The organism is Chryseobacterium sp. SIMBA_029 (assembly GCF_046535275.1).
Lineage (GTDB): Bacteria > Bacteroidota > Bacteroidia > Flavobacteriales > Weeksellaceae > Chryseobacterium.
Map to the genome: position 1 here is coordinate 587,278 of NZ_JAWRXA010000001.1, position 23,768 is coordinate 611,045.

The 23,768-nt window shown below is 36.3% G+C and carries 23 protein-coding genes; 9 read left to right on the forward strand and 14 right to left on the reverse strand.

Annotation, left to right across the window (positions count from 1 at the left end):
- Nucleotides 1-8: 8 nt before the first annotated feature.
- Together SB679_RS02815 and SB679_RS02820 are read right to left on the reverse strand one after the other, a co-directional pair.
- Complete coding sequence (locus SB679_RS02815) at nt 9-914, reverse strand: carbohydrate kinase family protein (protein WP_410700714.1); 906 nt, start codon at nt 912-914, stop codon at nt 9-11.
- A 33-nt stretch (nt 915-947) separates the two neighbouring features.
- On the reverse strand, nt 948-1,949 hold the full coding sequence (locus SB679_RS02820) for a LacI family DNA-binding transcriptional regulator (protein ID WP_410700715.1): 1,002 nt from the start codon (nt 1,947-1,949) through the stop codon (nt 948-950).
- A 356-nt stretch (nt 1,950-2,305) separates the two neighbouring features.
- Between SB679_RS02820 and SB679_RS02825 the strand changes: the two genes are divergently transcribed.
- The gene (locus SB679_RS02825; RefSeq protein ID WP_410700787.1) at nt 2,306-2,869 is read left to right on the forward strand and encodes a Crp/Fnr family transcriptional regulator; all 564 of its coding nucleotides are present in this window, start codon (nt 2,306-2,308) and stop codon (nt 2,867-2,869) included.
- 72 nt (nt 2,870-2,941) lie between these two features.
- Entirely contained in the window at nt 2,942-3,268 is a 327-nt protein-coding gene (locus SB679_RS02830) for a DMT family transporter (RefSeq protein ID WP_034714484.1), read from the forward strand.
- A gap of 63 nt (nt 3,269-3,331) precedes the next feature.
- Here the strand turns inward: SB679_RS02830 and SB679_RS02835 are convergent, their stop codons facing one another.
- From SB679_RS02835 to gpmI, 5 genes are all read right to left on the reverse strand, one after another.
- A complete protein-coding gene (locus SB679_RS02835; protein WP_410700716.1) occupies nt 3,332-4,099 on the reverse strand; it encodes a class I SAM-dependent methyltransferase in 768 nt (255 codons plus the stop codon).
- Nucleotides 4,099-4,908, reverse strand: coding sequence for a type I methionyl aminopeptidase (map, locus tag SB679_RS02840; protein ID WP_034714480.1), 810 nt, complete (start codon nt 4,906-4,908; stop codon nt 4,099-4,101). Before map ends, SB679_RS02835 begins: the two co-directional genes overlap by 1 nt.
- A 103-nt stretch (nt 4,909-5,011) precedes the next feature.
- A complete protein-coding gene (locus tag SB679_RS02845) occupies nt 5,012-5,443 on the reverse strand; it encodes a BT0820 family HAD-type phosphatase (RefSeq protein WP_034714478.1) in 432 nt (143 codons plus the stop codon).
- A 92-nt stretch (nt 5,444-5,535) separates the two neighbouring features.
- Nucleotides 5,536-6,516, reverse strand: a complete 981-nt coding sequence (locus SB679_RS02850) for an acyl-ACP desaturase (protein WP_034714476.1) — start codon at nt 6,514-6,516, stop codon at nt 5,536-5,538.
- Nucleotides 6,517-6,664: 148 nt separating this feature from the next.
- A complete protein-coding gene (gpmI, locus tag SB679_RS02855; protein ID WP_410700717.1) occupies nt 6,665-8,206 on the reverse strand; it encodes a 2,3-bisphosphoglycerate-independent phosphoglycerate mutase in 1,542 nt (513 codons plus the stop codon).
- A gap of 230 nt (nt 8,207-8,436) precedes the next feature.
- Between gpmI and SB679_RS02860 the strand changes: the two genes are divergently transcribed.
- Nucleotides 8,437-8,760 carry a translation initiation factor gene (locus SB679_RS02860; RefSeq protein WP_034714472.1) on the forward strand — a complete coding sequence of 108 codons (324 nt, stop codon included), beginning with the start codon at nt 8,437-8,439 and terminating at the stop codon, nt 8,758-8,760.
- A gap of 1 nt (nt 8,761) precedes the next feature.
- Here SB679_RS02860 and SB679_RS02865 read toward each other — a convergent pair whose 3' ends face one another.
- The 4 genes from SB679_RS02865 to SB679_RS02880 all read right to left on the reverse strand — a co-directional run bounded on the left by SB679_RS02865 (nt 8,762) and on the right by SB679_RS02880 (nt 15,577).
- Nucleotides 8,762-9,661, reverse strand: coding sequence for a leucine-rich repeat domain-containing protein (locus tag SB679_RS02865; RefSeq protein WP_410700718.1), 900 nt, complete (start codon nt 9,659-9,661; stop codon nt 8,762-8,764).
- 53 nt (nt 9,662-9,714) lie between these two features.
- The gene (locus SB679_RS02870; RefSeq protein WP_410700719.1) at nt 9,715-11,871 is read right to left on the reverse strand and encodes an alkaline phosphatase PhoX; all 2,157 of its coding nucleotides are present in this window, start codon (nt 11,869-11,871) and stop codon (nt 9,715-9,717) included.
- A gap of 521 nt (nt 11,872-12,392) precedes the next feature.
- Nucleotides 12,393-13,328, reverse strand: a complete 936-nt coding sequence (locus tag SB679_RS02875; RefSeq protein WP_410700720.1) for a T9SS type A sorting domain-containing protein — start codon at nt 13,326-13,328, stop codon at nt 12,393-12,395.
- A 416-nt stretch (nt 13,329-13,744) separates the two neighbouring features.
- Nucleotides 13,745-15,577: a cytochrome-c peroxidase gene (locus SB679_RS02880; protein WP_410700721.1), complete on the reverse strand. Its 1,833-nt coding sequence runs from the start codon at nt 15,575-15,577 to the stop codon at nt 13,745-13,747.
- Between the two features lie 231 nt (nt 15,578-15,808).
- On the opposite strand from SB679_RS02880, the gene SB679_RS02885 reads away from it, so the two are divergent.
- The 3 genes from SB679_RS02885 (at nt 15,809) to SB679_RS02895 (ending at nt 17,581) form a co-directional block, all read left to right on the forward strand.
- The gene (locus SB679_RS02885) at nt 15,809-16,267 is read left to right on the forward strand and encodes a hypothetical protein (RefSeq protein WP_410700722.1); all 459 of its coding nucleotides are present in this window, start codon (nt 15,809-15,811) and stop codon (nt 16,265-16,267) included.
- An 18-nt stretch (nt 16,268-16,285) separates the two neighbouring features.
- On the forward strand, nt 16,286-17,140 hold the full coding sequence (locus SB679_RS02890; protein ID WP_410700723.1) for a nucleoside phosphorylase: 855 nt from the start codon (nt 16,286-16,288) through the stop codon (nt 17,138-17,140).
- Between the two features lie 111 nt (nt 17,141-17,251).
- A complete protein-coding gene (locus SB679_RS02895) occupies nt 17,252-17,581 on the forward strand; it encodes a hypothetical protein (RefSeq protein ID WP_410700724.1) in 330 nt (109 codons plus the stop codon).
- A 25-nt stretch (nt 17,582-17,606) separates the two neighbouring features.
- Here SB679_RS02895 and SB679_RS02900 read toward each other — a convergent pair whose 3' ends face one another.
- Nucleotides 17,607-18,974 (reverse strand): hypothetical protein, encoded by a 1,368-nt coding sequence (locus SB679_RS02900; protein ID WP_410700725.1) that lies wholly within the window; start codon nt 18,972-18,974, stop codon nt 17,607-17,609.
- 621 nt (nt 18,975-19,595) lie between these two features.
- Between SB679_RS02900 and SB679_RS02905 the strand changes: the two genes are divergently transcribed.
- The 3 genes from SB679_RS02905 to SB679_RS02915 all read left to right on the forward strand — a co-directional run bounded on the left by SB679_RS02905 (nt 19,596) and on the right by SB679_RS02915 (nt 21,278).
- Complete coding sequence (locus SB679_RS02905; RefSeq protein ID WP_034714453.1) at nt 19,596-19,895, forward strand: hypothetical protein; 300 nt, start codon at nt 19,596-19,598, stop codon at nt 19,893-19,895.
- A gap of 118 nt (nt 19,896-20,013) precedes the next feature.
- On the forward strand, nt 20,014-20,823 hold the full coding sequence (locus SB679_RS02910) for an enoyl-ACP reductase (protein WP_317739575.1): 810 nt from the start codon (nt 20,014-20,016) through the stop codon (nt 20,821-20,823).
- 248 nt (nt 20,824-21,071) lie between these two features.
- Nucleotides 21,072-21,278, forward strand: coding sequence for a bacteriocin-like protein (locus tag SB679_RS02915; RefSeq protein ID WP_410700726.1), 207 nt, complete (start codon nt 21,072-21,074; stop codon nt 21,276-21,278).
- Nucleotides 21,279-21,451: 173 nt separating this feature from the next.
- Here the strand turns inward: SB679_RS02915 and SB679_RS02920 are convergent, their stop codons facing one another.
- Nucleotides 21,452-22,891, reverse strand: coding sequence for a glycoside hydrolase family 30 protein (locus SB679_RS02920; RefSeq protein WP_410700727.1), 1,440 nt, complete (start codon nt 22,889-22,891; stop codon nt 21,452-21,454).
- Nucleotides 22,892-22,935: 44 nt separating this feature from the next.
- Complete coding sequence (locus SB679_RS02925; protein ID WP_410700728.1) at nt 22,936-23,745, reverse strand: family 16 glycosylhydrolase; 810 nt, start codon at nt 23,743-23,745, stop codon at nt 22,936-22,938.
- Between the last annotated feature and the right edge of the window lie 23 nt (nt 23,746-23,768).

Consider the following 23,768-nt stretch of genomic DNA (forward strand, 5'->3'; position numbering starts at 1 on the left):
CTGCTGTTTTAATTGGATGTCTTTTGATTTTTAAAGGTTTGGAATTCTTCATATTCGTAATCCGGACAGGCTCCCGATTTTGATGTGATGAATGCTCCCAAAGCAATGGCTTCTTCCATAATTTCTTGAGGCGATTTTCCCTGAACTCGTTTGGAAATAAAACCGGCCAGAAAAGCATCTCCGCTTCCTACGGTGTCTGCAATTTCAATGGAAAGAGCCGGAGAGCCGTAATTTTCTTTTCCCACAAAATATCTTGCCCCTTTACTTCCTTTAGTCAACACTATTTCTTTGATCTTAAAATGATCCTGTATAAAAGCTGCACTCTCATCTTCACTTACATATTCTTCGCTGAAATACTGCATGATCTGTCTCATTTCAGCCTTATTCATTTTCACAATGTCTGCTTTGTGCAAAAGCTCTTGAATAAGGTCAACATCGATGTAGGGAGCTCTGAAATTAACATCAAAGATTTTTAGTTTAGCCAATTCCAACAGCTTCATAAGCGTTTCTTTGGTTTTGGGATTTCTCGCAGAAAGGCTTCCAAAAACAAAAGCTTCTGCATGGGAAATCAATGTTTCATATTCCGGTAAAAAATCAATATAATCCCAGGCAACATGATTAACGATATCATACGTCGCTTCGTTATGTTCATCAATTTTCGCAATCACAGTGCTGGTCGGATGTTCATTGTCTACCTGAATATATTCTGCAGTAAGCCCCCATCCTTTAATCTGATCCGTCAGCTTGGTTCCTAATTCATCATTTCCGACTCTACTCAGCATTTTGACATCAAAACCTGATTTATAGATGTTGTACGCTGCATTAAACGGAGCACCTCCGGCTCTCGTTCCTTCCGGAAATATATCCCAGAGCACTTCTCCAAAACATACTACATATGGATTATTTGTTATCATAAGGTTAAACGTTTAACTAAATTATTAAATTTTTTATTGTACTGATTTTTTCTCTATTAATTTTGCAGGAAAGATGACCTTTTTCCCACTTGGAATATAATTATTAATCTGATTATCAAGAATCTTAACGGCTTCAGCAGCCATTTCTTCCAAAGGCTGTTTTACATAAGTGATTTCGGTCTGAAAAAGAGTATACGCTTCTGTTTCATCAAACGCAATGACTGAAATGTCATTAGGAACATTGATGTTATGCTTGATTAAATATCCTAATCCAGCTACAGCAAGCTTATTGCTGGAAAAATATAAAGCCCTTTTTCTCGAACGAGTCTTTATCACTTTCTCAATTCCATTTTGAACTTCAAGGGTAATATTCTCCAGGCCAACCAGAATTTTTTCGCAGGGTATTCTGGATGATTCCATACATTTATCAAAACCTTTTTCCCGGTCTAATAAATGCGGAAGTTCGGTGTCATATCCGATATATATAATTTCCTCAAAGTTTTTACTGACTAAAAATTCACATATCTGTTCAGAGATCTCCCTATTATTGATCATGATTCCCGGGATATCCAGATTATTGAGATATCGGTCGATGGTCACCACCGGATATTCTTCTTTGATCAGTTTTTCCAGTATCGAATCTGAATGTACTACCGGAGCCACAATCATCCCGTCAACCTGCTGTTCAGAGAAAAGCTCGATCAGCTTTTTGAATTTTTCAGGATTTTCATCTGAGCTTCCAATTAAAAGGGTGTAGCCTAATTTCATGGCTTCATTTTCAATATTTCTTGCAATGGTAGAATAAAAATCATTGGAAATATCGGCAAGAATAAGCCCTATCAGCCTGCTTTTATTGGTTTTGAGGCTTTTTGCCATTTTGTTTGGCGTATAGTTAATCGTTTCAGCAACTTCTAAAATTTTTTCTTTGGTAGCCTCACTGATTCTGTTCCCCTCTTTCTTATTAAGGACATAGGAAACTGTTGCCACGGAAACTCCGGCAATTCTGGCTATGTCTTTAATGGAAACTCTTTTCATAAGAACTAATTAAGTACAAAAGTATTTTATAAAATGCTATCAAAACAACAGCTGATTTTTTTGGTGGTTTGATAAATTATTGTATTTTCGCGCGTTTTAAAATTCAAAAATGAAAAGAGTTTAATTTATTGTAAATCAATATATTAATTTGCCCATCCTTTTCTTTTATTAATTGAATATGAATTAAATATAAACTCAACGATTCTATCAGATTAATTTTTGGTTAAACGTTTATCCAAAGAAATTTTGATTTTTTTTCAACTATTTAATATTTAGCTATTTTCGTATTGAAAAATATCTGAAAAGAAATACTTTTGTGAATGGAATTCACACTTCCCATTATCAGCACAGACTCCATGAACATAGACGAAATTATAGACAGCATCTACAAAATTCCTGAAACTTCTAAAGAGAATTTGAAGAAATACATTACCGAAACAACGTATCCTAAAGGACATTGCCTGATGGAAGCCGACAAAATAATCCCCTTTATCTGTTTTATAAAAAAAGGAATTGTTCGTGCCTACGCTTCTACTTCAAACAACGACATTACCTTCTGGTTCGGCAGCGAAGGAGAAACCGTAGTTTCTATGAAAAGTTATGTAGAGGATAAACCCGGTTATGAGAACATCGAACTTCTGGAAGAATGTGATTTATATATACTGAAAACGGAAGACCTCAGAACGCTTTTTAATGAAGACATTCATATTGCGAACTGGGGAAGAAAATTTGCAGAAAGGGAGTTGGTGAAAACCGAAGAACTGATTATTTCAAGACAGTTTAAAACAGCGCTCGAACGGTATAAGGATTTAATGAGAGATAAATCCGACCTTCTGAAAAGGGTTCAGCTGGGGCATATTGCTTCTTATCTGGGCATTACGCAGGTGAGCTTAAGCCGCATCCGGGCTGAAATAAAATAGATTCATTTTTTAACAATTGTAAAATGTTCCCTGCTTTTAAATCCGGATCTTTGCGGGAGAAAATTATCAACAATGAATTGGATTATATTAATTATCGCAGGGCTTTTTGAAGTAGGATTTGCAGCTTGTTTAGGAAAAGTAAAGGAAACATCGGGTTCTGAAATGTACTACTGGTTTACAGGCTTTCTGGCTTCTCTTACCATCAGCATGCTTCTGCTTATGAAAGCCACCCAAACACTGCCTATTGGAACGGCTTATGCAGTATGGACCGGGATTGGAGCGGTAGGAACAGTAATCGTAGGGATTCTTTTCTTTAAGGATCCGGTAAGCTTCTGGAGAATATTCTTTATTGCAACGCTAATCGGTTCTGTAGTTGGATTGAAAGCAGTTTCTCATTAACATAGAGATTAATTGTAACGTATTTATATCATAAAAACGCCTTCAGATACTGAAGGCGTTTTATTATTTTTTGAAAACAATGGGTAAGATTTCATTTTTTCTTAACCCGTATTTTTTAATTTCTTCTTCGGTGAACTGCTGAGAATAGAAATTCGGTTCTGTTTCAAAACCTGCTTTTCTCAGACGGTCAAAATAATCCATTCCATACCAGCGGACGTGGTCGTACTGACCGAAGTGCTTCTGGCGTTCTTTAGGATCTTTAATAGTGAAATCTTCGTAGGTTTTTTCCAGCGAATTTCTCATCGGAACCTGAAAAATCCCCCACCCGCCTGGCTTCATCACCCGATATAGCTCACTCATCGCTTTTTTATCGTCTTCTATATGCTCCAGTACATGGTTGCAGAAAACAATATCAAAGCTTTCATCTGCAAAGGGAAGATCCAGAATATCGGCTTTTACGTCGACAATCGGAGAATAGAGATCAGCTGAAATATAATCCAGGTTTCTCATCAGCTTAAATTTCCTCAAAAACTCCTGTTCGGGAGCAATATGCAGTATTTTATGGTTTTTGATGAAAAAATCTGTTTCATTTTGAAGATACAGCCACATCTGACGGTGTCTTTCCAAACTCAATGTTCCCGGCGACAGTGCGTTTTCCCGTTGGGTTCCGTAGCCGTAAGGCAGAAATTTGCGGTATGATTTTCCATCAATAGGATCATAAAATTCGTCTCCTTTAAAAAACTGATAGATAAGCGGCCTTGCCCAAATACTCATTTTGATAAGCATGGGACGCGGAATGGTATTTAATAAAAGTTTGGCTACTTTTTTCATTAAAAATCCAGTTGGAATGGCTTTTCTTCGTCACTTTCAATACCTAATGCTTCATACACATATTTGAAAGTAGACAGCAATACCGGCTTTCCGTTGATTACTGCTACATCATGTTCAAAATGGGCAGAAGGAAGGTTATCCAATGTCGTTACCGTCCATCCGTCGTTATGGAATTTTACTTTTTCAGTTCCAAGGTTGATCATCGGCTCAATCGCAATAGCAAGACCGTCTTTGATCACTTTTCCGCTTCCCTGTTTTCCGTAGTTAGGAACCTGAGGATCTTCATGCATTTTTCTTCCTAATCCATGTCCTACCAGTTCTTTTACCACTCCATAACCCTGTTTTTCACAGTAGGTTTGAATAGCATGGGAGATATCTCCTATTCTCTTTCCTCTTACGCACTGCTCAATTCCTTTGTACAGTGATTCTTTCGTTACCTGCAGTAATTTTTTAACTTCAGGTTTTACTTCACCGATTTCAAAAGTATAGGCATGATCTCCCACGAAACCATTAAGAATAGCACCACAGTCTACGGACAGAACGTCACCTTCTTTGATCTCTTCGTTGTTGGGAAAACCATGAACGACCTGATCGTTTGGAGAAATACATAAAGAATTAGGGAAACCTCCATATCCTAAAAATGCAGGTTCAGCCCCATGATCTTTAATAAAATCATGTGCCAGTTTATCTAAATATAAAGTGGTAATCCCCGGTTTGATTTCCTTCGCCAACATTCCTAATGTTCTTGAAACCAAATGGGCACTTTCTTTCATAAGACGAAGCTCGTCTATTGTTTTTAATTGAATCATGTTTAATTTATAAATGTAACAATATAACAATGTATCTGTGTAACAATATTTACTTACGATTGGTAAACTGTTCGATTGATACCTTGCTGCATGATATTATTTTCTACCAGAAAAGTCCTTTTTTCTTTTCTTTTTTAAGTTTTGAATAGGCCAGCACCTCTTTACCTTCCACACGGAATTCGATTCTTTCCTGAATGATATTGTAGATTTCTCCCCAACCTGGAAATCCGCCTAAGTTTCTGTCATCAATAAACCAGTCGGCATCCAATTTTCTGGACTGTGATTCAGCATCAAAAACTTCTCCCTCAAAACTAGAATTCACTGCGTAAAACTCTATTCCGTTTTTACTGCAGAATTCTACGGCCTCCTCTAACGTTTTTCCGTGTCTGTATGTCCAAAGAATCAATCTAAATCCTTCTGCCTGAAGTCTTTTTAATGTTTCAAAAGCGAAAATCTTAGGTTTCCCTATTGCCGGATAAGCATCATCAACAATTGTTCCGTCAAAATCTACCGCAATTTTTTTATTATTTAACATTTTGTCCTTTTTTAACGTTGCAAAGATAAGAAATAAAAAGAGCGCCAAAAAACGATGACACTCTTACTTTTATAATTTATGATAATATGGAACTAACTTTTCACCCAGCTGAACTGAAACTGCAGATCCGGAGTAGAAACTCTATCTGTAATTTTCTGTAATCTTCCCGGTAATTTCATTAAATATTCCTGAGCTTTTTCTGCCTTTTCGTTAAGACCTTTTACATGCTCAATCTTCCATTCATCCAATAAGTCTTTCATAATATTGATGTAATCCTGACCTGTATACACCATACATCTTTGTGCTGCATCTGAGAAATGCCCCCAAAGTTCTCCTGCTTTCTGCCCTGACTGTCTCATCAAATGCGCAGGCATTACAATTTTCTTACGCATCATATCTTCAAATGCGATGATCATTTCTGACGGATCCAGTTCAAGAATTTTTGCTACGAAGTGTTTGTATGCTTTTGCGTGTCTGGCCTCATCTGCTGCAATTACGCCACACATTTTAGCTAGTTTTCCGTTTCCGGACTGTTTTGCCAATGTCCCTACTCTTCTGTGGGAAATATTGGTTGCTGTTTCCTGAAAACTTGTATATATGAAGTTTCTGTATGGGTCCATACTTGTACCAATATCAAAACCATCACTGATTAAGTATTGAGTAGTGATTTCGACCTGTCTCATATTTACTCTACCGCACAGATAAAGATATTTATTGAGTAGATCTCCGTGTCTGTTTTCTTCACCTGTCCATGATCTGATCCAGTTGGCCCAGCCCACTTTATTTTCCTCCTGATTGATTCCTTCAACACCCATTAACCAAGATTCGTAAGAAGGCAATGCTTCTTCTGTAATACAGTCACCGATTAAGGTTACGAATAAATCATAAGGCATCTCACGGGCAAATGTTTGGATTTCCTCCAGGTCATGTTTAAAATCATCACTTGAAGGATCCGGAAGATAGTCTGATGGCTGCCAGATCTTTTCGATTGGCGTTAAAAATTTTTCAAGAAAAGAACCTACTTCCTTTTCCAAAATTCCCATTACTTCTTTCCTAACAAGCTTTTGATACATTTCTACTATTTAGATTTTAATATACAAAGATATGATTTATTTATTATTTACAGCATAAGAACATATGCAACTCATACTATTCTGACATAAATCATAAAAATGCCACTATACCATGATAACGGCATTTTTTCACTATTATTATTGGGTTTTAGCTAACTAAAATGTCTCCTGTCATAATTTCCGGTATTTCCACACCCATTACTTTCAGGATTGTTGGCGCTACATCACCTAATTTTCCAGGCTTCAAATTCCAGGTATGATCTTTATCCATTACGATGAAAGGAACAAGGTTAGTAGAATGCTGCGTATTCGGAGTTCCATCTGGATTGATCATCACATCAGAGTTTCCGTGGTCCGCAAGGATGAAAACGGCATATCCGTGTTCATAGGCTGCGGTTGCTACTTTTTCAATACATTTATCAACGACTTCGGCCGCTTTTACCGCTGCTGAGAACACACCGGTGTGTCCTACCATATCGGTATTGGCAAAATTTAAGCAGATAAAATCAGCGGTTTCATTTTCCAATTCCGGAACGATGATATTAGTGATATCATATGCTGACATTTCCGGTTTTAGGTCGTATGTAGGTACATCTTTTGGACTTGGGCAAAGCAATCTTCTTTCTCCGTTAAATTCCTGCTCTCTTCCTCCTGAAAAGAAAAATGTAACATGGGGATATTTTTCAGTCTCAGCAATTCTTATCTGGGTCTTGTTATTTCTTTCCAACACCTCTCCCATTGTATCCTGCAATACATTTTCATCAAAAACCACCTGTACATTCTGGAAAGTTTTATCGTAATTCGTTAATGTCACGTAATACAGATTGAATTTTCTCATGAAAAATTCAGGGAAGTCTTTCTGAGAAAGCACTTCTGTAATTTCTCTTCCTCTGTCTGTACGGAAATTAAAGCAGATCACAACGTCATTATCAATAATTTTAGCAACAGGAACTATGTTTCCGGTTTCTGTTTTATTAATAAGGATCACGGGTTTCAAGAATTCATCGGTTACTCCTTCGTCATATGATGCTTTTATAGCTGCCAGGGCGTCGGTCGTTTGCAATCCTACCCCTTCGGTCATGGCATCGTATGCTAATTTTACACGTTCCCATCTTTTATCACGGTCCATAGCGTAATATCTTCCGATTACCGTAGCCAGTTTTCCGGTCGTGCTTTCCATGTGTTTTTGAAGTTCATCGATGAAACCCAATCCTGAATGCGGATCGCAGTCTCTACCATCTGTAAATGCATGGACAAAAACATTCTCATGTAAGCCAAATTCACTTGCAGCCGTTAATAAACCTTTTAAATGGTTGATATGGGAGTGTACTCCACCATTGGAAACCAATCCGATGAAGTGTACTTTTTTATTTTCTCTTTTAGCATATTCAAAAGCGTCCTGAATTACTTTTTCCTGACCTAATGTACCGTTTTCTACCGCCATATTCAACTTTACAAGATTCTGGTAAACCACTCTTCCTGCACCGAGGTTCATGTGTCCAACTTCGGAATTTCCCATCTGGCCGAAAGGAAGTCCAACCGCCAACCCACTCGCCTCAAGTGTTGTGTGAGGAAATTTTGTATAACAACTATCTATAAATGGTGTATTTGCTTTATCTAATGCTGAAACCTCCGGATTCAGACCCAATCCCCATCCGTCAAGGATCGCTAATATTGCTTTTTTTGACATTTTGTATAACTTTATGTATTACAAATTTATCTATTTTTCAATGAATGTAAGAATTTAAAGAGCTTAAATTTTGATTAAAAGGTAATCGACCGCAGGACAGATTCATTGTTTAATGTATGAATAAGGTCTGCTTATTTTTTACTTTCTATTTCTCTCAGCTGGTAAAGATTCTGCAGATTTTTACCGTTTTTGTGGGCTGAATTATTCAATATTATTTTTAATTTTGCGGTATGGATTTACGAGACCAGCTTAAGAACCTTTTTCCTGCACATGAAGAGCAGGATTTTGAGATGCCTGAAGAACAATTCAAGCAAGTAGAGCCTTTAGTGTGCAAATTTGAGAAAAAAGGAAGAAACGGAAAGCCAGTTACCGTGATTGAGGGCTGGGAAGGAAGTGAGGAAGACCTTAAAAAGATCTCAAAGAAAATTAAAACCACATTAGGAATCGGTGGTTCGGAAAAGGACGGAACCATTATTATTCAAGGAGACAACCGTGATAAGATCATGGAAATCCTTAAAGATATGGGCTATAAGACCAAAAGAGTCGGCGGATAGATTAAAAGTAGATCTGCGCCTGCGGTATCAACGCTTTTAACTTTTCTATGGTGGATTTTTCCATTGGATTACCGGTTAGAATTAAGGTTTTAAGGTTTTTCAACTGTGAAATTTCAACCGGAAGATCTTTGAGCTGGTTGTTGGCCAGATTCATGCTTACGATATCTTTCAAGCCTTTTACTCTTGGTGAAATCATTTTTATATGGTTATCACTTACATTTAAAAATTCCAGTTTTTTGGAACGGAATATATTTTCAGGAAGTAAGGCAATAGCATTTTGCTGAAGTTCCAAGTATTTCAGGTTTTTTGGAAATGAAAGATCTCCCAAATCGTTGATCTGGTTTTCTGAAAGATTTAAGAATTTTAAGCTTTTAATCTTATATAATCCATCAGCAATAAAGCTGATCTGATTCCCCTGAAGATTGATTTCTTCTAAAGTCGGAATTTCCATCAATGCTTCCGGAAAAATGCTAAGATTGTTTGCATCAAGATGAATGACTTTCAGATACTGGAGCTTTGCAATATTTGGATTAACGCTCGTTAAACTGTTTAGGTTGATAGAAAGTGTTGTGAGTTTTGTAAGGTTTCCAATTTCGTCAGGAATGAATTTAATACTGTTTTCATTGGCATTTAATATTTCCAGCTCTTTTAACGTAAATATTTCCTGATCCATTTTCTCCAGTTTATTTCCCATAATATTCAGAAAAAAGATCGATTCGAGCGTGGCAATCTGAGGCGGAATATTAAATAATCCTTTGCCTCTAAAGCTCATGCTGTACACTTTTTTTTCACTTTTTAAAGCATCTTCAATATTCGTAAAAGTAGGATATTGTACAGGGTCAATCTGGGCGTTAACCTGACAGAGAGCACAAATGGAGATGAATAGTACAAGTTTTTTCATAATCAAAAAAAGCTGCCGGCAAAACCACCGGCAGCAATGAAAGTATTAATAATTTATTTTTTCAAGAGTTTTACCGTTTTCTGGAATCCTCCTTCGGCTTCGATATTTACGATCAATGCACGCGAAGTTTCAAGCTGTGAAGTAAAATCGATATCCAGTGATTTGTTTGAACCTGTAAATTTCTTTGTATAGACAATTTTACCTTCTATACTGTAGGCAGTAACGGAAATGTCTTTCAATCCTTTGGAAGAATTGATTTTCACCAATCCTGAAGTAGGGTTTGGCGCAACCGTCACTGTATTTTCAGCATTTTGGTTTTCTATGGTTCCTAATGAACCGGTGGTTCCTAAATTATTTTTTAATGCAATAACAATAGTTGCCGATTTACCTCTGTAATCAATGGTGTTTCCTGTTGCATCAACATCTGTTGCAATGGTAGCATCCGGATGCTGGATAGAGAAGAACCCAAATTTATGATCAGGAGTAAAGGTAAGTCCTGTAGGCTCTGAACCTGCTGGCATAGAAGCAAACAATCTCACTTTAGGGTTAGCTGCCGTATGATCCGGAGCAATTACCCAGATATAGTTTTTACCTCCATCCTGAAGCACCCAAAGATTCCCCAGCTCATCAAAAGTAAGGTTGTCATTTCCATCTCCCCAGGCTTCAGATTTCATACCCTGCGCCGTATTGAAAGAATAAAGTGTAGAAGCTCCTCCTACGAAAGTTTCCACCTGTGATGCCGTAGTTCCGTTATCCTGTAAACGGTATACTTTATCCAATCCTTTTGCTGTAAAATAGATTTTCCCGTCTAATGGACTGATATCTACATCTTCTACCCCATTGAATTTTGTTCCTCCTAATGACTGGGCAAGAGTAGCCGTGTTATTCTGGTCTGCTTTGGTTTTGTTTGGAACCTGAACCCATACCGCAGTAGTTCCTACAGGATCTCCGGCTGTGGACAATCCCTGGTCTAATTTCAGAACATACAGGTTTCCTGAAGAAAGGTTGTTAGGGGTATCCATCACATATTTATACACCATATGAGTTCCACCATCTTCACCATAATAAGCAGTAGTTCCTGCATTATTAATCACAACATTCTCGTGATTCATGATTCCCATCTGCCAAAGTTTCCCTTTAGAACCGTCTGTATTGGTAGAAATAACCTGTGCTGTTGCCGGATCAATTTCTACAAGCCATCCGTAATCTTTGTATCCATCTGCATTTATATCATTAGACGTTACAGATTCTTCAGCAGTAACTACTGTTCCCCAAGGAGTAACTCCTCCTGAACAGTTTCGGATCGTCTGTACCAAACTAGGTGCTGAGAAACTCACCGCTCTGGATCTTGTTAACTGCCATAATTTTGTGGAAGCATTATAGTTGATTTCCGCCATGGTAACGCCTCCAGGATTGGTTTCATGATTGACGGAAAGGTATCCATTCGTGCTGCTTGCCGTTTTTGGAACATATGCTGTAAAGTCATTTTGACCGCCTACCAGTCCGCCTCCTTCTGTGTAGTTATCGCCTTCTTTTAAAATAAGCTGGTATTTATGCTCAGCCGGGATAATCAGTTTATTAGTTTGTGCGGTAGGAATGATTGAGGTAAAGCAACTGATATGAGTGGAATTACAGGTTGTAACAGGAGGAATGGTCGTTGTAGTCGTTTTAAGATACGCATCGATTCTTAAATCCGAACTTGTTCCGGTTCTGTTATGCAGTTCAATAGAAATCCTGTTGGTTCCATTAACGAATTTTGATTTTGGAATAGAGAAAATATTGTATACACTTTCCGCAGCTCCGTCAATGGTTGTGCTGGAGGGGGTACCGAATGTAATCGTACCTGTAGGCATATTATCTCTTACGACCTCTTCTCCGTTCAGGTAAACGACAATACCGTCATCCCTCATCACTCCAAGTTCCATGGTGTCGGAAAGTGCTGACAGGTTTACGGTAATATCCTTTGCAAAATATGCTGTGGTAAGGCCTGAACTGATGGTTGTGGTTACCGGATCTCCGTACCCCAAAGGTCCGTCTCCTACTGCCCATGTAGAAATGTCAAAAGTAGTATCCTTCCATTGGGCTGCCTGTGCCTGGTTGTTGTCTTTATAACTCCATGAGGCATTTTTGTTGAAAATAAAAGTTTGTGCCTGGACGGCCGAACTCGTGAGTAATGCAAGAGCTGCAATTGTCAGTAGTTTTTTCTTCATTTTTAATTTTGATTTATTAGACCTTGCAAAGCTATTTTTTTATAGTTTTCCCTCTGTTAATAGGACTTTAAATAAACAGCAGTGCGTATTAATTAATCAAAAACCCAATGTTAATTACATTAATTTTATGTTAAAAGAGATAGAGAAAAGATGTTCATGTATTAGAAGTATTTTAATTGATTACTAAAGAAAAATTTCTTCAGTAACTTGAACAAAAAAGTTATAAAATAGTACAAAACTACTTAAATTTAGGTTGATAGAAGAGCTACTTAATGGCTTATAATTATTTAACGGGTAAGCTATAACGACCGTATTGAAACAAAAAGAACGAAAGAAATATGGATTTCAACACATTGACCAAATTAAGATAGCAGTTTCTATTGAAAAGAAAGTGATTTTGCCGTTGCAGATTTGTGTGAGGAAATCTTCGAAGAGGAAATAGTATTTTATCTTTAATACAATTAAAAAAAATCAGTTGTCGATAATAGACAACTGATTAACTTTAAGTAAAGTATTTTAAATTAATCTTTTAAAATCTTCTGGGAAACCAAATGATTATTTATTGTTCCTGTTACTATATAATTCCCTTTTTGCAATTCTGTAATATTTAAAGGGGTATTTTGTTTTACTGAACCGGTTTTTACAACTTGTCCTGAAATTGTATAAACTTTAATATCTTTCACATCGGTGCCGAAAATAATTTCTTCATTTTTAATAAAAGTATTTTTAATGAAATCTGATTTAACATTTTTGACATCAGAGACACTTAGAGAGGTGACAATTGGTGTCAAAGAAAAATCGTCTATTGCATACATCCCATTATTACCAGTTTCTTTAGCATCAATCCATTTTATAGAAAGCACACCTCCGTTTGCAATATTTAAGCCCGTAATGGTATATGATTTGTCTGCTTTATTTATTGATAAATTGCCGTCAACTGCGATATTATCATTACTAGAGGTAAGTATCTCAGTTAAATTCAAATTCGTCACCGGAATCCATATTCCTGAATTTACCAGTAAACTTGTAGCATTTGTACTGTAATAAAATGCTACTGTCTCGGCAGCAGAATTACCGCCTGTCCTCCACTGCTCTTCAGTAAATGCTATTATAACACTTGTAACAGGAGATCCAGTATTATTAATAAATCTTGCTCCAAAAGCAGCAATATTAGTTGCAGCCAAAACTCCTAAAGCCCTATCAGCAGCTGAAACGGTTCCCACATTGAATACACCACCCGAAGTTGAAGCTCCTCCGTTGCTTACCACAGGAAGCATTGTTACCCCACTTGGCAAAAGTCCACCTGCCGTGATAGCACTCCAGTCTGATGGCAATGTAGTGGTACTACCCATACTATCAAAATTTTGCGAATATGCAACCCCAGAAGTAGCTAAGCTAATTTGCCCATTAGAATAGGTAGAGATTGAGACGATAATTAAAAAATAGATTTTTTTCATAACATATAATTTTTTTTAAAAAATAATAAAATTATATTAAGCAGTTCATTTTTTTAAATTTATTTTCAGATTTGGATATGCAAACAAAATTTCCAGTATAAGTTAAGCTACATTTTTGTAAATATTGTGCAAAATTTAGAAGCTTTGAGCACCTGATTTCAATTTTGCATGACCAGGTTATTTCAGGTTGGAGTGATTTTAAATATGCTCGATTATATAAGTGTAATTTTATTAATGAGTCCTAATCTCACAAAACGATCGTTTAAAAAAAATTCTCATTTTACAATTTACTATCAGTTCGTTCTGTTAAAATTAATATTAAATCAGCTCTGAAAACTTCATTAAGGTCTTTTATGAAAAACTATTAAGATTCAACTAAATTTTACACTTACTCCCATATTTCACAAAAGTCCACATTATTTTTTTGCCTGACTGATATCAGTCAGAGTATGTAAGAAAGCAATAATCTGTTTGATTTCCGGTTTAGACAAGTTTAATTTATCCGCAGGAAGCGTCTGGTTCTTCATTTTTAATCCTGCTCCTTCTCCACCACCTTCATTATAAAAATCCATCACCTCTTCCAGGGTGTTGAATGCTCCATTATGGAAATAGGGTTTGGTAAGTTCAATATTTCTTACTGTAACCGTTTTGAAAGAATTTTCATAAATCCATGATTTCTCCTTTTTCATCGGGCTGTCTGCCCTTCCGCGGTCTGTATCTAATTCAATGGGAAGTTGGTTCAATGGCTTTTTTGTTACGCCTAACACTTCGGATTCATTTTCATTAAAAAACGGCGGAACCAGTCCTGAAAAGTGTGGAGCAAAATGGCAGGTTGCACAGTTTGCTTTTCCCATAAACAGGTTAAATCCTTTTTGGGCATCCTGCGATATTTCTTTTTCATTTCTCATAAAACGGTCAAAATCACTTTCAAAAGAATACAGTGAAGCCACATAGGAGCTTAGCGCTTTTGAAAAGTTTTCTTTACTTATTTTCCCGTCTTTAAAGGCTTTTTTGAATGCTTTTTTATATTCCGGTTTTGTTTTCAGTTTTTTTATGATGCTTTCATAGCTGGTATTGAATTCATCTTTGTTATAAATGACATGTTCTGCCTGCTGCTCGATGTAAAAAGCCCGCATATCATAAAAGAATCTTTTCGCAAAAACAACATTGTACAAAGAAGGCGAATTTCTTATCACTGTTTTTCCTTCAACATTGGTTTGAGATTTTATTTTTAAATCGGTAAATGCATTTTCAGGAAGATGGCATGTGGCACAACTCATTTTACCATTTTCACTTACATTCTGATCGTAAAATATTTCTTTTCCTACACTCCTCATCTCAGGATTGTCTTCGGAAGATTGTAATAAGGTATAGAAATATGGATCAAGGAAATCGCTGCTGAAAAGGTTTGTATTACTTACATTCCATCCTGAAAATTCTTTCAGGTCATCTGTCCTTCCATCCCATTTCCCAAATTCTTCATACAGCGGCTGAATATATTTTTTGTAAAATTCTATCCTGTCAAACGTTTCAAAGTCTGTATTTTTTGACAGATATTCTCTGCTTTCTGTTAGGATTGAATTGGCTTTATTGATATTGTATCCTTTGAAATAAGGATCGTCGTTGATGTATTTTTTAATTCCCAGCAGCGCATGGCTTGCTTCTTCGGAAATACGTAAAGAACCGGGCGTATCAAAGCCCGTCACCCCCAATGTATAAATTCTTATCAGTTCTAAACGAAGCGGCAGCGTTTTGTTATTTCCTTTGCTTAATCCGTTTTTTAAAGAATTCAGATGAAAATTTGAATAGCTGTTGTATAAAAAGGTGGTAATTTCTTTGATTTTTTCCTTTTCATTGGCTGCTTCATCAGAGAAAATCAGTTCATCCAATACCTGAAGTCCTTCCGGAGGAAGCGTATAGGCAGAGGTTCCGGCAGCTTCTATATGAAAAAGAGGCGCTGCATTCAGATGGGTTTTCGTAAATTCAGGATAGTGGTAAGCTACGTAAAATTCAATCTCTTTAAAGGAATTTCTCGTGCTGCTTAATGATTTCCGGAGCTCTTCAACCGTTATTTTGTCTTCAGAAAATTGATCTACATCGGATTTCAATTGTTCAAGCTTACTTTTAAAATCAGATAAACCTGCATTAACAACTGTATTGTCGTTTTTCATTCCCCTGTCGGTTGGGTTAAATGACATTACGGCAAAACCAGTCAGCAATACGGTAACAAGCAACGGATAAAATTTCATTAATTTTTAGCTGCAAAGCTATTCGTTACACATTATCTTATCTTTAATGCAGCATTAAATAATGTTTATATTTTTGATAAAGGAATTTTTATTAATTTTAAACCCCGAAATCAAATTCATTATACTGAAAAGGCCGACAGATTCTAAAAGCCTGATTTTAAAATGATGATGAAAGGATATTGGGGAGGCATTTTACCATTGAAACCAGCACATTAAAAACTAAATATTATTATGAAAGCAAAATTACTATTCGCTTTTGTGGCAAGTCTTTTTTCATTTTCCGTATTTTCCCAGAAACTGGGACAGGAAATGGCGGTATATGCAGAAAAAAAAGGAGATGATTATTACTTGATCCGATTAAGGCAGGATCAGCCGGTGCCCAAAGTGTATGTTTATTCAAACGGACAGACCAAAGTATATAAGAATTATAAAGAACTGAAAGATGTTTTCATGGATTTTCCGGGAATGGTAACATCCAACCAGTCTACGAAAGAGGAACTGGTTTCTGTAATAAAAAAAGACGATCATTTTTATGAAGTGACCTCCCAGAGAAAAGATCCTAAAAATTTTGAGAAAACCACCGTTACTGTTTACGAGGTTTTCAACGGGCAGAAAAGGATTGTAGAAGAATATAGCTCAATTTTCGAGCTGGCTAATTCTCCTTACAAGAATGCCATTTTCATTGATTAAAATAAATAAAATATAATTATGCTTAATAAGCTTGCAGCATCAGAACTTGTTCTGAACGATGACGGAAGTGTATACCACTTGAACCTTTTACCTGAAGATATTGCAGACAAGATCATCCTTGTAGGAGATCCGGACCGTGTCGCAAAAGTATCGAACTATTTTGATACAGTAGAGATCAAAAAAAACAAAAGAGAATTTTATACCCACACCGGAACATTACGTGGTGAAAGAATCACGGTGATGTCTACAGGTATCGGTACTGAAAATATTGATATTGTGATGAATGAGCTTGATGCTCTGGTAAATATTGATCTTCAAAACAAAGAATTTAAAACGGAACATAAAGCACTTGAACTTTTCCGTATGGGAACGTGCGGAAGTGTAAACCCTGATGTTCAGGTAGATAATATGCTGGTTACCCAGAATGTTGTGGGATTGGACGGACTAATGCATTTCTATCAGGATTATGAGTTTGAGAATGAATTTTCTAAGAACTTTTTAGAAAAATTCCCTTATGCGAAGATCAAACCGATGCTTTATTTCTCCGATTGGGCAGAGGATATGGGCGAGTATTATAAAGATGCAAAATACCACGGAAATACTGCTACATTCCCGGGATTTTACGCTCCACAGGGAAGACAGCTTCGTTTAAAAGCGTTGGATGATAAGTTTCTGGAAACATTAAATGATCTTGGGGTAACCAATTTCGAAATGGAAACTTCTGCGATCTATGCTCTTTCAAAATTATTGGGACATAAAGCGATCACGGTAAATAATGTAATTGCCAACAGAAGACGTGGTGAATTCTCAGCAGACCATCATGCATCGGAGAAAAATCTTATTAACTGGGTATTAGAGAGAATTATCAAGTAATTCATATTTAGCAACCTATAAGCAATAAAAGGATCTCAAGTTGAGGTCCTTTTTATTATTTGATATGATCATGAAATTTGAATGGTTGTATTTTTATGACAGTTTTAATTAATGAAATCTATTATGGTCGATAATTTAGAAGAACTTAAGCAACATATTATTAGTAGTAAAAACTTCAAAGAAATAAAATCAGAATATTTATTATCTCAATTATCAGATACTGATGATATTGTTTTAATCAGGGATATATTTGTCAGCAAAGGGAAAAAATTATTTTTTAAAGGGAGCCAAGAAAATATAAGTAAGGATGAATTGGAGTACTTTTTAAAAGAAGAACTAGCCCCAAATCTACATAACAATTATATTCTGGTAACAAATAACAAGAATGTCTGCACAATAAATGAAGATGGAGTTATCCTTGAATATACGATTGTTTATTAAGCCGATCAACTACTCTTTGCCTTCTTTAAAACTCATTCACTGTCACATAAAAATGACCTGAATATAAATTTTCCGGATTACCCGAAATATTGGTAAGATTGATGGTAATGCTTGATGTGGAGGTCATTCTCGGATTTGAGATAGAAAATGTCGCATTTCCTGCAAAATCCCCTGCTGGCGACACCACAATAGTTGCTCTGGTAGATCCCGGTTGTACATTGGCTGGAATAGCAATATTCAGTGTTGTTGATTTTCCCGGAGGAAGGTTATTCACCGATACACTCGGCCAGATCTCAAAACTGATCTGGTTCTTATTCACAGTTCCCTTCTCCCCTAACTTATATTGTCCATTCACATCTAATTTTGCAGAAGTATTGGGTGCAGAAGTTCCGATACCTACGTTGGCATTATTATTTCCAAGAACGATGGCATTAAGCTGTGCTGTAGAAGCTCCATATCCTACCGCAGTAGAAAACTGTCCCAATGCACTGGCGCCTGAGCCCAGAGCCGTAGAATTTTCGTTGTTCGTTACACTATTATACCCTAAAGCCGTTTCACTGTTGGAATTCGTCTTTGCGTTAAATCCTAATGCTATTGACTGAAAGCCTCCCGCCTGAGAATTATTCCCGATGGCCGTTGATTCATTTTTCGTTGTTTTTGCCTTATACCCGATTGCTGTTGACTGAAAACCATTAGATTCAGCATTATTTCCTACAGCGATAGCTTCATTCACAGTCACTTTCGCATTGTATCCCAATGCTGTTGACTGATACCCTGAAATTTGAGTATTCGCTCCTATAGCAACAGATTCATTAGCGGTTACAGAAGCATTTGTACCGATAGAAATCCCCTGATATGAACTGCTGGAATTCCCAATAGCAATTCCATTTTGAGCAGCATTGGAACCCACTCCAAAACTTACTGAATTATTAGTCCCCAATCTTCCTATAGTTGAAGCATTCACTTTAAATACAAGATCATCCAGTGTTGAGGTTCCTAAAGAGAGTCCTGTACCGGAACCGCTGTAATTTCCGGCGTTGCTTCCGGTAGTATTCCAGCCACTACCTCCTCCACTATTGATCCCATTTCCTGAGCTGGGAGTTGTTGACAGCTTATTCCATTTGGATTCATTCCAGTAATAAAATCCGGTTTCAGATAAACCTCCACTTCCGTTGTTCCATACCATAAGACCAACCGCAGGAGACGATATGGTAACATTGTCCGTTAATGCAGTTAATGCGACACTAGGAAGAAGAACTCCTTTATTTTTGGAACTAATTTGCAACATAGCCGAATTATCAGGACTCGGAGTACCAATCCCCACCTGTGCGTAAGCGAAATAATTTAATAATAAAAGGGGGAAAATGAATTGAGGTTTTAGTTTTTTTAACATGACTTCCTGAATAATTGTTCATTATAGAACGGTGCAAATATAACAATTTCCAATAAAACATCAAAATTTTTAACAATTCCTCAATTAACTACTCATATATGGGAATAAATCCCCATTTAATCACAATTAAATGAAACATATACCAATATGAACAAATGGTTAAATCGTGTATAAAAAGGCATTAACAGTATATTTACATTTTAAAAATTATAAAAAAAATTATAAAATTCATAAAAAAATCACTAAAAAATGATTAAAATATAATTTATCACTAAGTAATGAAACATGTTTTTATGGAATGAGAGGCCATTTTAACCTTCAGTATCGTCTTACTCTCATCAATTCATAGCAGCATTGATGATAAATTTTAACCTCCGATTTTGCATTTCAATGAATAAGAACACTCTATTTATATTTGGAGTATAGCCTATAATATGAATAGGATTTCTTTTTAACCCATTTCCAATTTTCATATTATTTTTATTATGAATTAAAATAATACTACGTATGAAATAATGTTTAGAAAATTATAACAAAATATTATGAAAAATTTAACAACATCTTTTTATTTTAGGAATGGTTCTTGTTTATTCAATACCATCACAACAAAATTTTAATATTATGAACAATTCAGATTATAACAAAGCGGAAAATGCAGTAAACAACACAGAAAACTCTTTACAAAATGCAGCGGACAAAGCAAAATGGAAAGTAAATGAATTGGCAGATAAAGCTAAGGATTATATTAATGAAAAAAGAGCAAATGATGAGGAAGCTACACAGGAAGATTGGCTTGACAAAGTAAAGAACAACGCTTCTGATGCGTGGGAAAGTGTTAAGGATCATGCCAATGATGCATGGGAGAAAACAAAAGATGCTGCTGAGGATGTAAAAGCAGAATGGAACAAGAAAACCAATTAGAATTTCAGTCGTATAAATATTTTCAAGAAAACAGAGTCTTTTTATAAAGGCTCTGTTTTTTATTATGCTCTAAACATAAATTATCGCTACATTTGTAGTTAATAAACATTAAAAAATTATGTCATACGGTTTACTTAAAGGCAAGAAGGGAATTATTTTTGGAGCCCTTAATGAACAATCTATCGCATGGAAAGTTGCTGAGAGATGCCATGAAGAAGGTGCTGAATTTATCCTGTCTAATGCTCCTATCGCTTTGAGAATGGGAGAGCTTAACGGTTTAGCAGAAAAAACAGGTTCTGAAGTAATCGGTGCAGATGCAACGTCTACTGAAGATCTTGAAAAACTTTTTGATGCTGCAGTAGCGAAGTTTGGTAAAATAGATTTTATCCTTCACTCTATAGGAATGTCCGTAAATGTAAGAAAAGGAAAACACTATACCGAAATGAATTACGATTGGTTGGAAAAAGGTTGGGACATCTCAGCAGTATCTTTCCACAAAGTAATGCGTACGGCATGGGAAAAAGACTGTATGAATGAGTGGGGAAGTATTTTGGCACTTTCTTATATCGCAGCACAAAGAACGTTCCCGGATTACAATGATATGTCTGATAATAAAGCGTATTTAGAAAGTATTGCAAGAACTTTCGGATATTACTGGGGAGAAAGAAAAGTGCGTGTAAATACAGTTTCTCAGTCTCCTACAGTTACCACTGCAGGAAGCGGAGTAAAAGGTTTCGGAGGTTTCTTAGGCTATGCTGAAGATATGTCTCCATTAGGAAACGCATCAGCCCTGGAATGTGCAGATTACTGTGTAACTCTGTTCTCTGATCTTACCAAAAAAGTAACTATGCAGAACCTATTCCATGATGGAGGATTCAGCAATACCGGAGTTTCTCAGAAGGTCATCAACAAATATGATGTTGAATAAATATTGACATTTCCAATAGTCTGCAAGGATTATTTGGATCATACTATAAAAAAACAACGCAAACTATTTTGCGTTGTTTTTTTATGTCCATTTTTAAGATTCACCTAAAAATATCCTTCTATTTTTACATACAATCAATAATTCATATGATTATAATTGACATATTAAAAAAATCACTACTTTAGGATTAAATAAAAGCGGAATCTGAAAAGCTTATAACAGAGTAGGAAAACTAAAAACTTATTATCATGAAAAATCTTAGAAACATCTCAAGAGAGGCTTTAAAATCAGTAAAAGGAGGCACTAAAGAAGGATGCCCGGGACCTAAATCACCATTCTACCATCCTTATGCTACACAAGAACAATGTGAAAATGCAACAGGAAAAACATGCTCATATTCAGAAGAAAGCAATTGTTTCCCTGCTGGCTGGAATGCTGATTTGATACTGAATTAATTTCCTTAGATTTCTAAATTTAATTCTTTATATCAACTCGCAAACTCTATCAAACCATTTTAGGTTTCCTGGGAATATATGAATATCAAAAGATGTAATCAATTTTATTCAGACAAAACAAACCGGCGGGCTCAGAGAGCCCGCCGGTTTTCATTAAAATGTTAATATGAAGTCTATAAAATTACGGTCTGTATAGAGTGTGAAGGTGCTGAAAGCTTCGCTGACATTCCTTCGATCCAAAGGTTGGTTTCGATATCATTATCGGTGTCGTTCATAATTACCGTTACCAATTGTCCATTTTCATTCATAAACGTTGTAGAGGTTAAGGCAGCTCTGTTGGAAGAACTTCCTATTCTCTGGGCATTAGGCTTGATATATTTTGACACATGGCCTACATAATAATATTCGTAGGTGTAATGAACTTCTCCTGTTTTTGTATCGGCAATAATAGGTGCAAAACAGAAGTTTCCAACATGATTCGGGCCTCCGGTTTCATCCAGCAAAACATTCCAGTCTGTCCATAAGGCGGTTCCTTTGTTGAAATCATTGATCATATTTCTTCCGTATAATTCCCCCAGGCTCACTTCATTGATTCTGGACATATCAAACTGCTCTTTACATCCTTCTGTAAATGCTAAAAATTTATCCGGAAATGCCCTCTGAGTTTCTAATAAATTATCAAACAACTGCGTTTTGTTGTTCCATGTTTCATACCAGTGGTAGCCAATACCTGAAGCATATTTTGAAGTTTCCGGATCGCTTAGCGTCGTGGTAGCTCTTTGGTAAATTAAATCTCTGTTGTGATCCCAGATCATTACTTTTTTATCTTTGTATCCATTTTTCCAAAGGGTTGGTCCTAAATTATTTTTAAGAAACTCCCCTTCTTCTTCCGCAGAATAGATACAAGACTCCCAGGTTTGCGTCGCCATCGGTTCATTCTGGATAGTCATTCCCCAGACATTGATTCCTCTTTTTTCGTATTCTTTAATGAATTTAACATAGTAGTCTGCCCAAGGCTGATAATATTGATTTTCCAATCTGCCTCCTTTCAGCATACTTTTATTGGATTTCATCCAAGCTGGCGGGCTCCATGGAGAAAAGTAAAATGTAAAGTCTTTTCCTATCATTTTCTGAGCCTCTTTGATCATAGGAATTTTATATTTCTCATCATGAGCTACATTGAAAGACTTCAAAGAAGTATCATTTTCAGCAACATACGTATAGGAATCGCTTGAGAAATCACAAGAATTCATGTTGGTACGAACCACCGTATATCCCAGTCCATTTTTCCCAAAATAGGCTTCCATAATCTCCTTCTGCTTATTTTTAGGCATTTTAGCAAGAGTTTCAGCAGATGCATCGGTGATGGCACCTCCAATTCCGATCAATTTCTGATATTTAAAATCCGGATCTACAAAGATGCAGGCATCCGTTTCTTTTGGCTGTCCAAATTTTTCAAACTTTACCGTTCCTTTATCCACCATTTTTTCATTGGTTTTGGAACTGGTAAGAATTACCTTAGCTGTTTTCCCTGCATTTTTTTTCCAATAATTCTGGGCATTTGCATTCAAAGCAAGTCCCATTACAAAACAACTTACGATTAATTTTTTCATATTTTTTCTTTCTATTTATGGAGAGAAAAATCACTCTCACTTCATTATTTATTCTGATACACCCTTACATAATCTATATAATATTTCTGAGGGAAAATGGTGTCATCTATTCCCTCTTTTCCACCCCAAAATCCTCCTACAGCCAGATTTAAAATGATAAAATACGGCTGATCAAAAGGCCAGGCCTCATAGCTTTTTTCTTTATTTTCATAGGTGAAAAACTTTGTATCATCAATGTATACATCAATCTTTTCAGGAGTCCAGTCTGCTTTATAGACATGGAATTTTTCACTGGCATCACGTACAATCAGAGTGTCTGTTTTCTGGGTTCCCAGAATATGATTGTACTTTTTTGTATGCACTGAGGCATGGATATATCCGGGATTAAAACCCACATGTTCCATGATATCCAGTTCCCCGTCATCAGGCCATTGCTTCATATTTTCGCTCATCATCCAGATCGCTGGCCAGGTTCCGCGGCCTTTGGGGAGTTTTGCCCTTACTTCCACGGTTCCATACTGAAAGGAGAATTTCCCTCTGGTCAAAAGCCTTGCGGAAGTATATTTACTTTTCTCCCAGTTTTCTTTTCTGGCTTCAATGACCAGGTTTCCATTTTCAACCCTGGCATTTTCCAGGCGGTTTTTGGTATAAAACTGGGCTTCGTCATTTCCATAGCCATCTCCGCCTACTTCATAATTCCATTTCGAAGAATCCGGTAATCCTTTTCCATTAAATTCATCATTCCAGATCAATTTCCTGCTGGAATCGGGTTTATTTGAGACACAGCCTGAAACAGAAAAAGCCAAAGCTCCTCCCATTAACAGAGTCATGATATGTTGAATATTGATTTTCATTAATGATTTTTATATATTGAGTT

What these genes read in the sequence shown, in the direction of transcription:
- SB679_RS02815 (WP_410700714.1), bottom strand. Translation starts at nt 914, where the DNA reads ATGATAACAAATAATCCATATGTAGTATGTTTTGGAGAAGTGCTCTGG.
- SB679_RS02820 (WP_410700715.1), bottom strand. Translation starts at nt 1,949, where the DNA reads ATGAAAAGAGTTTCCATTAAAGACATAGCCAGAATTGCCGGAGTTTCC.
- SB679_RS02825 (WP_410700787.1), top strand. Translation starts at nt 2,306, where the DNA reads ATGAACATAGACGAAATTATAGACAGCATCTACAAAATTCCTGAAACT.
- SB679_RS02830 (WP_034714484.1), top strand. Translation starts at nt 2,942, where the DNA reads ATGAATTGGATTATATTAATTATCGCAGGGCTTTTTGAAGTAGGATTT.
- SB679_RS02835 (WP_410700716.1), bottom strand. Translation starts at nt 4,099, where the DNA reads ATGAAAAAAGTAGCCAAACTTTTATTAAATACCATTCCGCGTCCCATG.
- map (WP_034714480.1), bottom strand. Translation starts at nt 4,908, where the DNA reads ATGATTCAATTAAAAACAATAGACGAGCTTCGTCTTATGAAAGAAAGT.
- SB679_RS02845 (WP_034714478.1), bottom strand. Translation starts at nt 5,443, where the DNA reads ATGTTAAATAATAAAAAAATTGCGGTAGATTTTGACGGAACAATTGTT.
- SB679_RS02850 (WP_034714476.1), bottom strand. Translation starts at nt 6,516, where the DNA reads ATGTATCAAAAGCTTGTTAGGAAAGAAGTAATGGGAATTTTGGAAAAG.
- gpmI (WP_410700717.1), bottom strand. Translation starts at nt 8,206, where the DNA reads ATGTCAAAAAAAGCAATATTAGCGATCCTTGACGGATGGGGATTGGGT.
- SB679_RS02860 (WP_034714472.1), top strand. Translation starts at nt 8,437, where the DNA reads ATGGATTTACGAGACCAGCTTAAGAACCTTTTTCCTGCACATGAAGAG.
- SB679_RS02865 (WP_410700718.1), bottom strand. Translation starts at nt 9,661, where the DNA reads ATGAAAAAACTTGTACTATTCATCTCCATTTGTGCTCTCTGTCAGGTT.
- SB679_RS02870 (WP_410700719.1), bottom strand. Translation starts at nt 11,871, where the DNA reads ATGAAGAAAAAACTACTGACAATTGCAGCTCTTGCATTACTCACGAGT.
- SB679_RS02875 (WP_410700720.1), bottom strand. Translation starts at nt 13,328, where the DNA reads ATGAAAAAAATCTATTTTTTAATTATCGTCTCAATCTCTACCTATTCT.
- SB679_RS02880 (WP_410700721.1), bottom strand. Translation starts at nt 15,577, where the DNA reads ATGAAATTTTATCCGTTGCTTGTTACCGTATTGCTGACTGGTTTTGCC.
- SB679_RS02885 (WP_410700722.1), top strand. Translation starts at nt 15,809, where the DNA reads ATGAAAGCAAAATTACTATTCGCTTTTGTGGCAAGTCTTTTTTCATTT.
- SB679_RS02890 (WP_410700723.1), top strand. Translation starts at nt 16,286, where the DNA reads ATGCTTAATAAGCTTGCAGCATCAGAACTTGTTCTGAACGATGACGGA.
- SB679_RS02895 (WP_410700724.1), top strand. Translation starts at nt 17,252, where the DNA reads ATGAAATCTATTATGGTCGATAATTTAGAAGAACTTAAGCAACATATT.
- SB679_RS02900 (WP_410700725.1), bottom strand. Translation starts at nt 18,974, where the DNA reads ATGTTAAAAAAACTAAAACCTCAATTCATTTTCCCCCTTTTATTATTA.
- SB679_RS02905 (WP_034714453.1), top strand. Translation starts at nt 19,596, where the DNA reads ATGAACAATTCAGATTATAACAAAGCGGAAAATGCAGTAAACAACACA.
- SB679_RS02910 (WP_317739575.1), top strand. Translation starts at nt 20,014, where the DNA reads ATGTCATACGGTTTACTTAAAGGCAAGAAGGGAATTATTTTTGGAGCC.
- SB679_RS02915 (WP_410700726.1), top strand. Translation starts at nt 21,072, where the DNA reads ATGAAAAATCTTAGAAACATCTCAAGAGAGGCTTTAAAATCAGTAAAA.
- SB679_RS02920 (WP_410700727.1), bottom strand. Translation starts at nt 22,891, where the DNA reads ATGAAAAAATTAATCGTAAGTTGTTTTGTAATGGGACTTGCTTTGAAT.
- SB679_RS02925 (WP_410700728.1), bottom strand. Translation starts at nt 23,745, where the DNA reads ATGAAAATCAATATTCAACATATCATGACTCTGTTAATGGGAGGAGCT.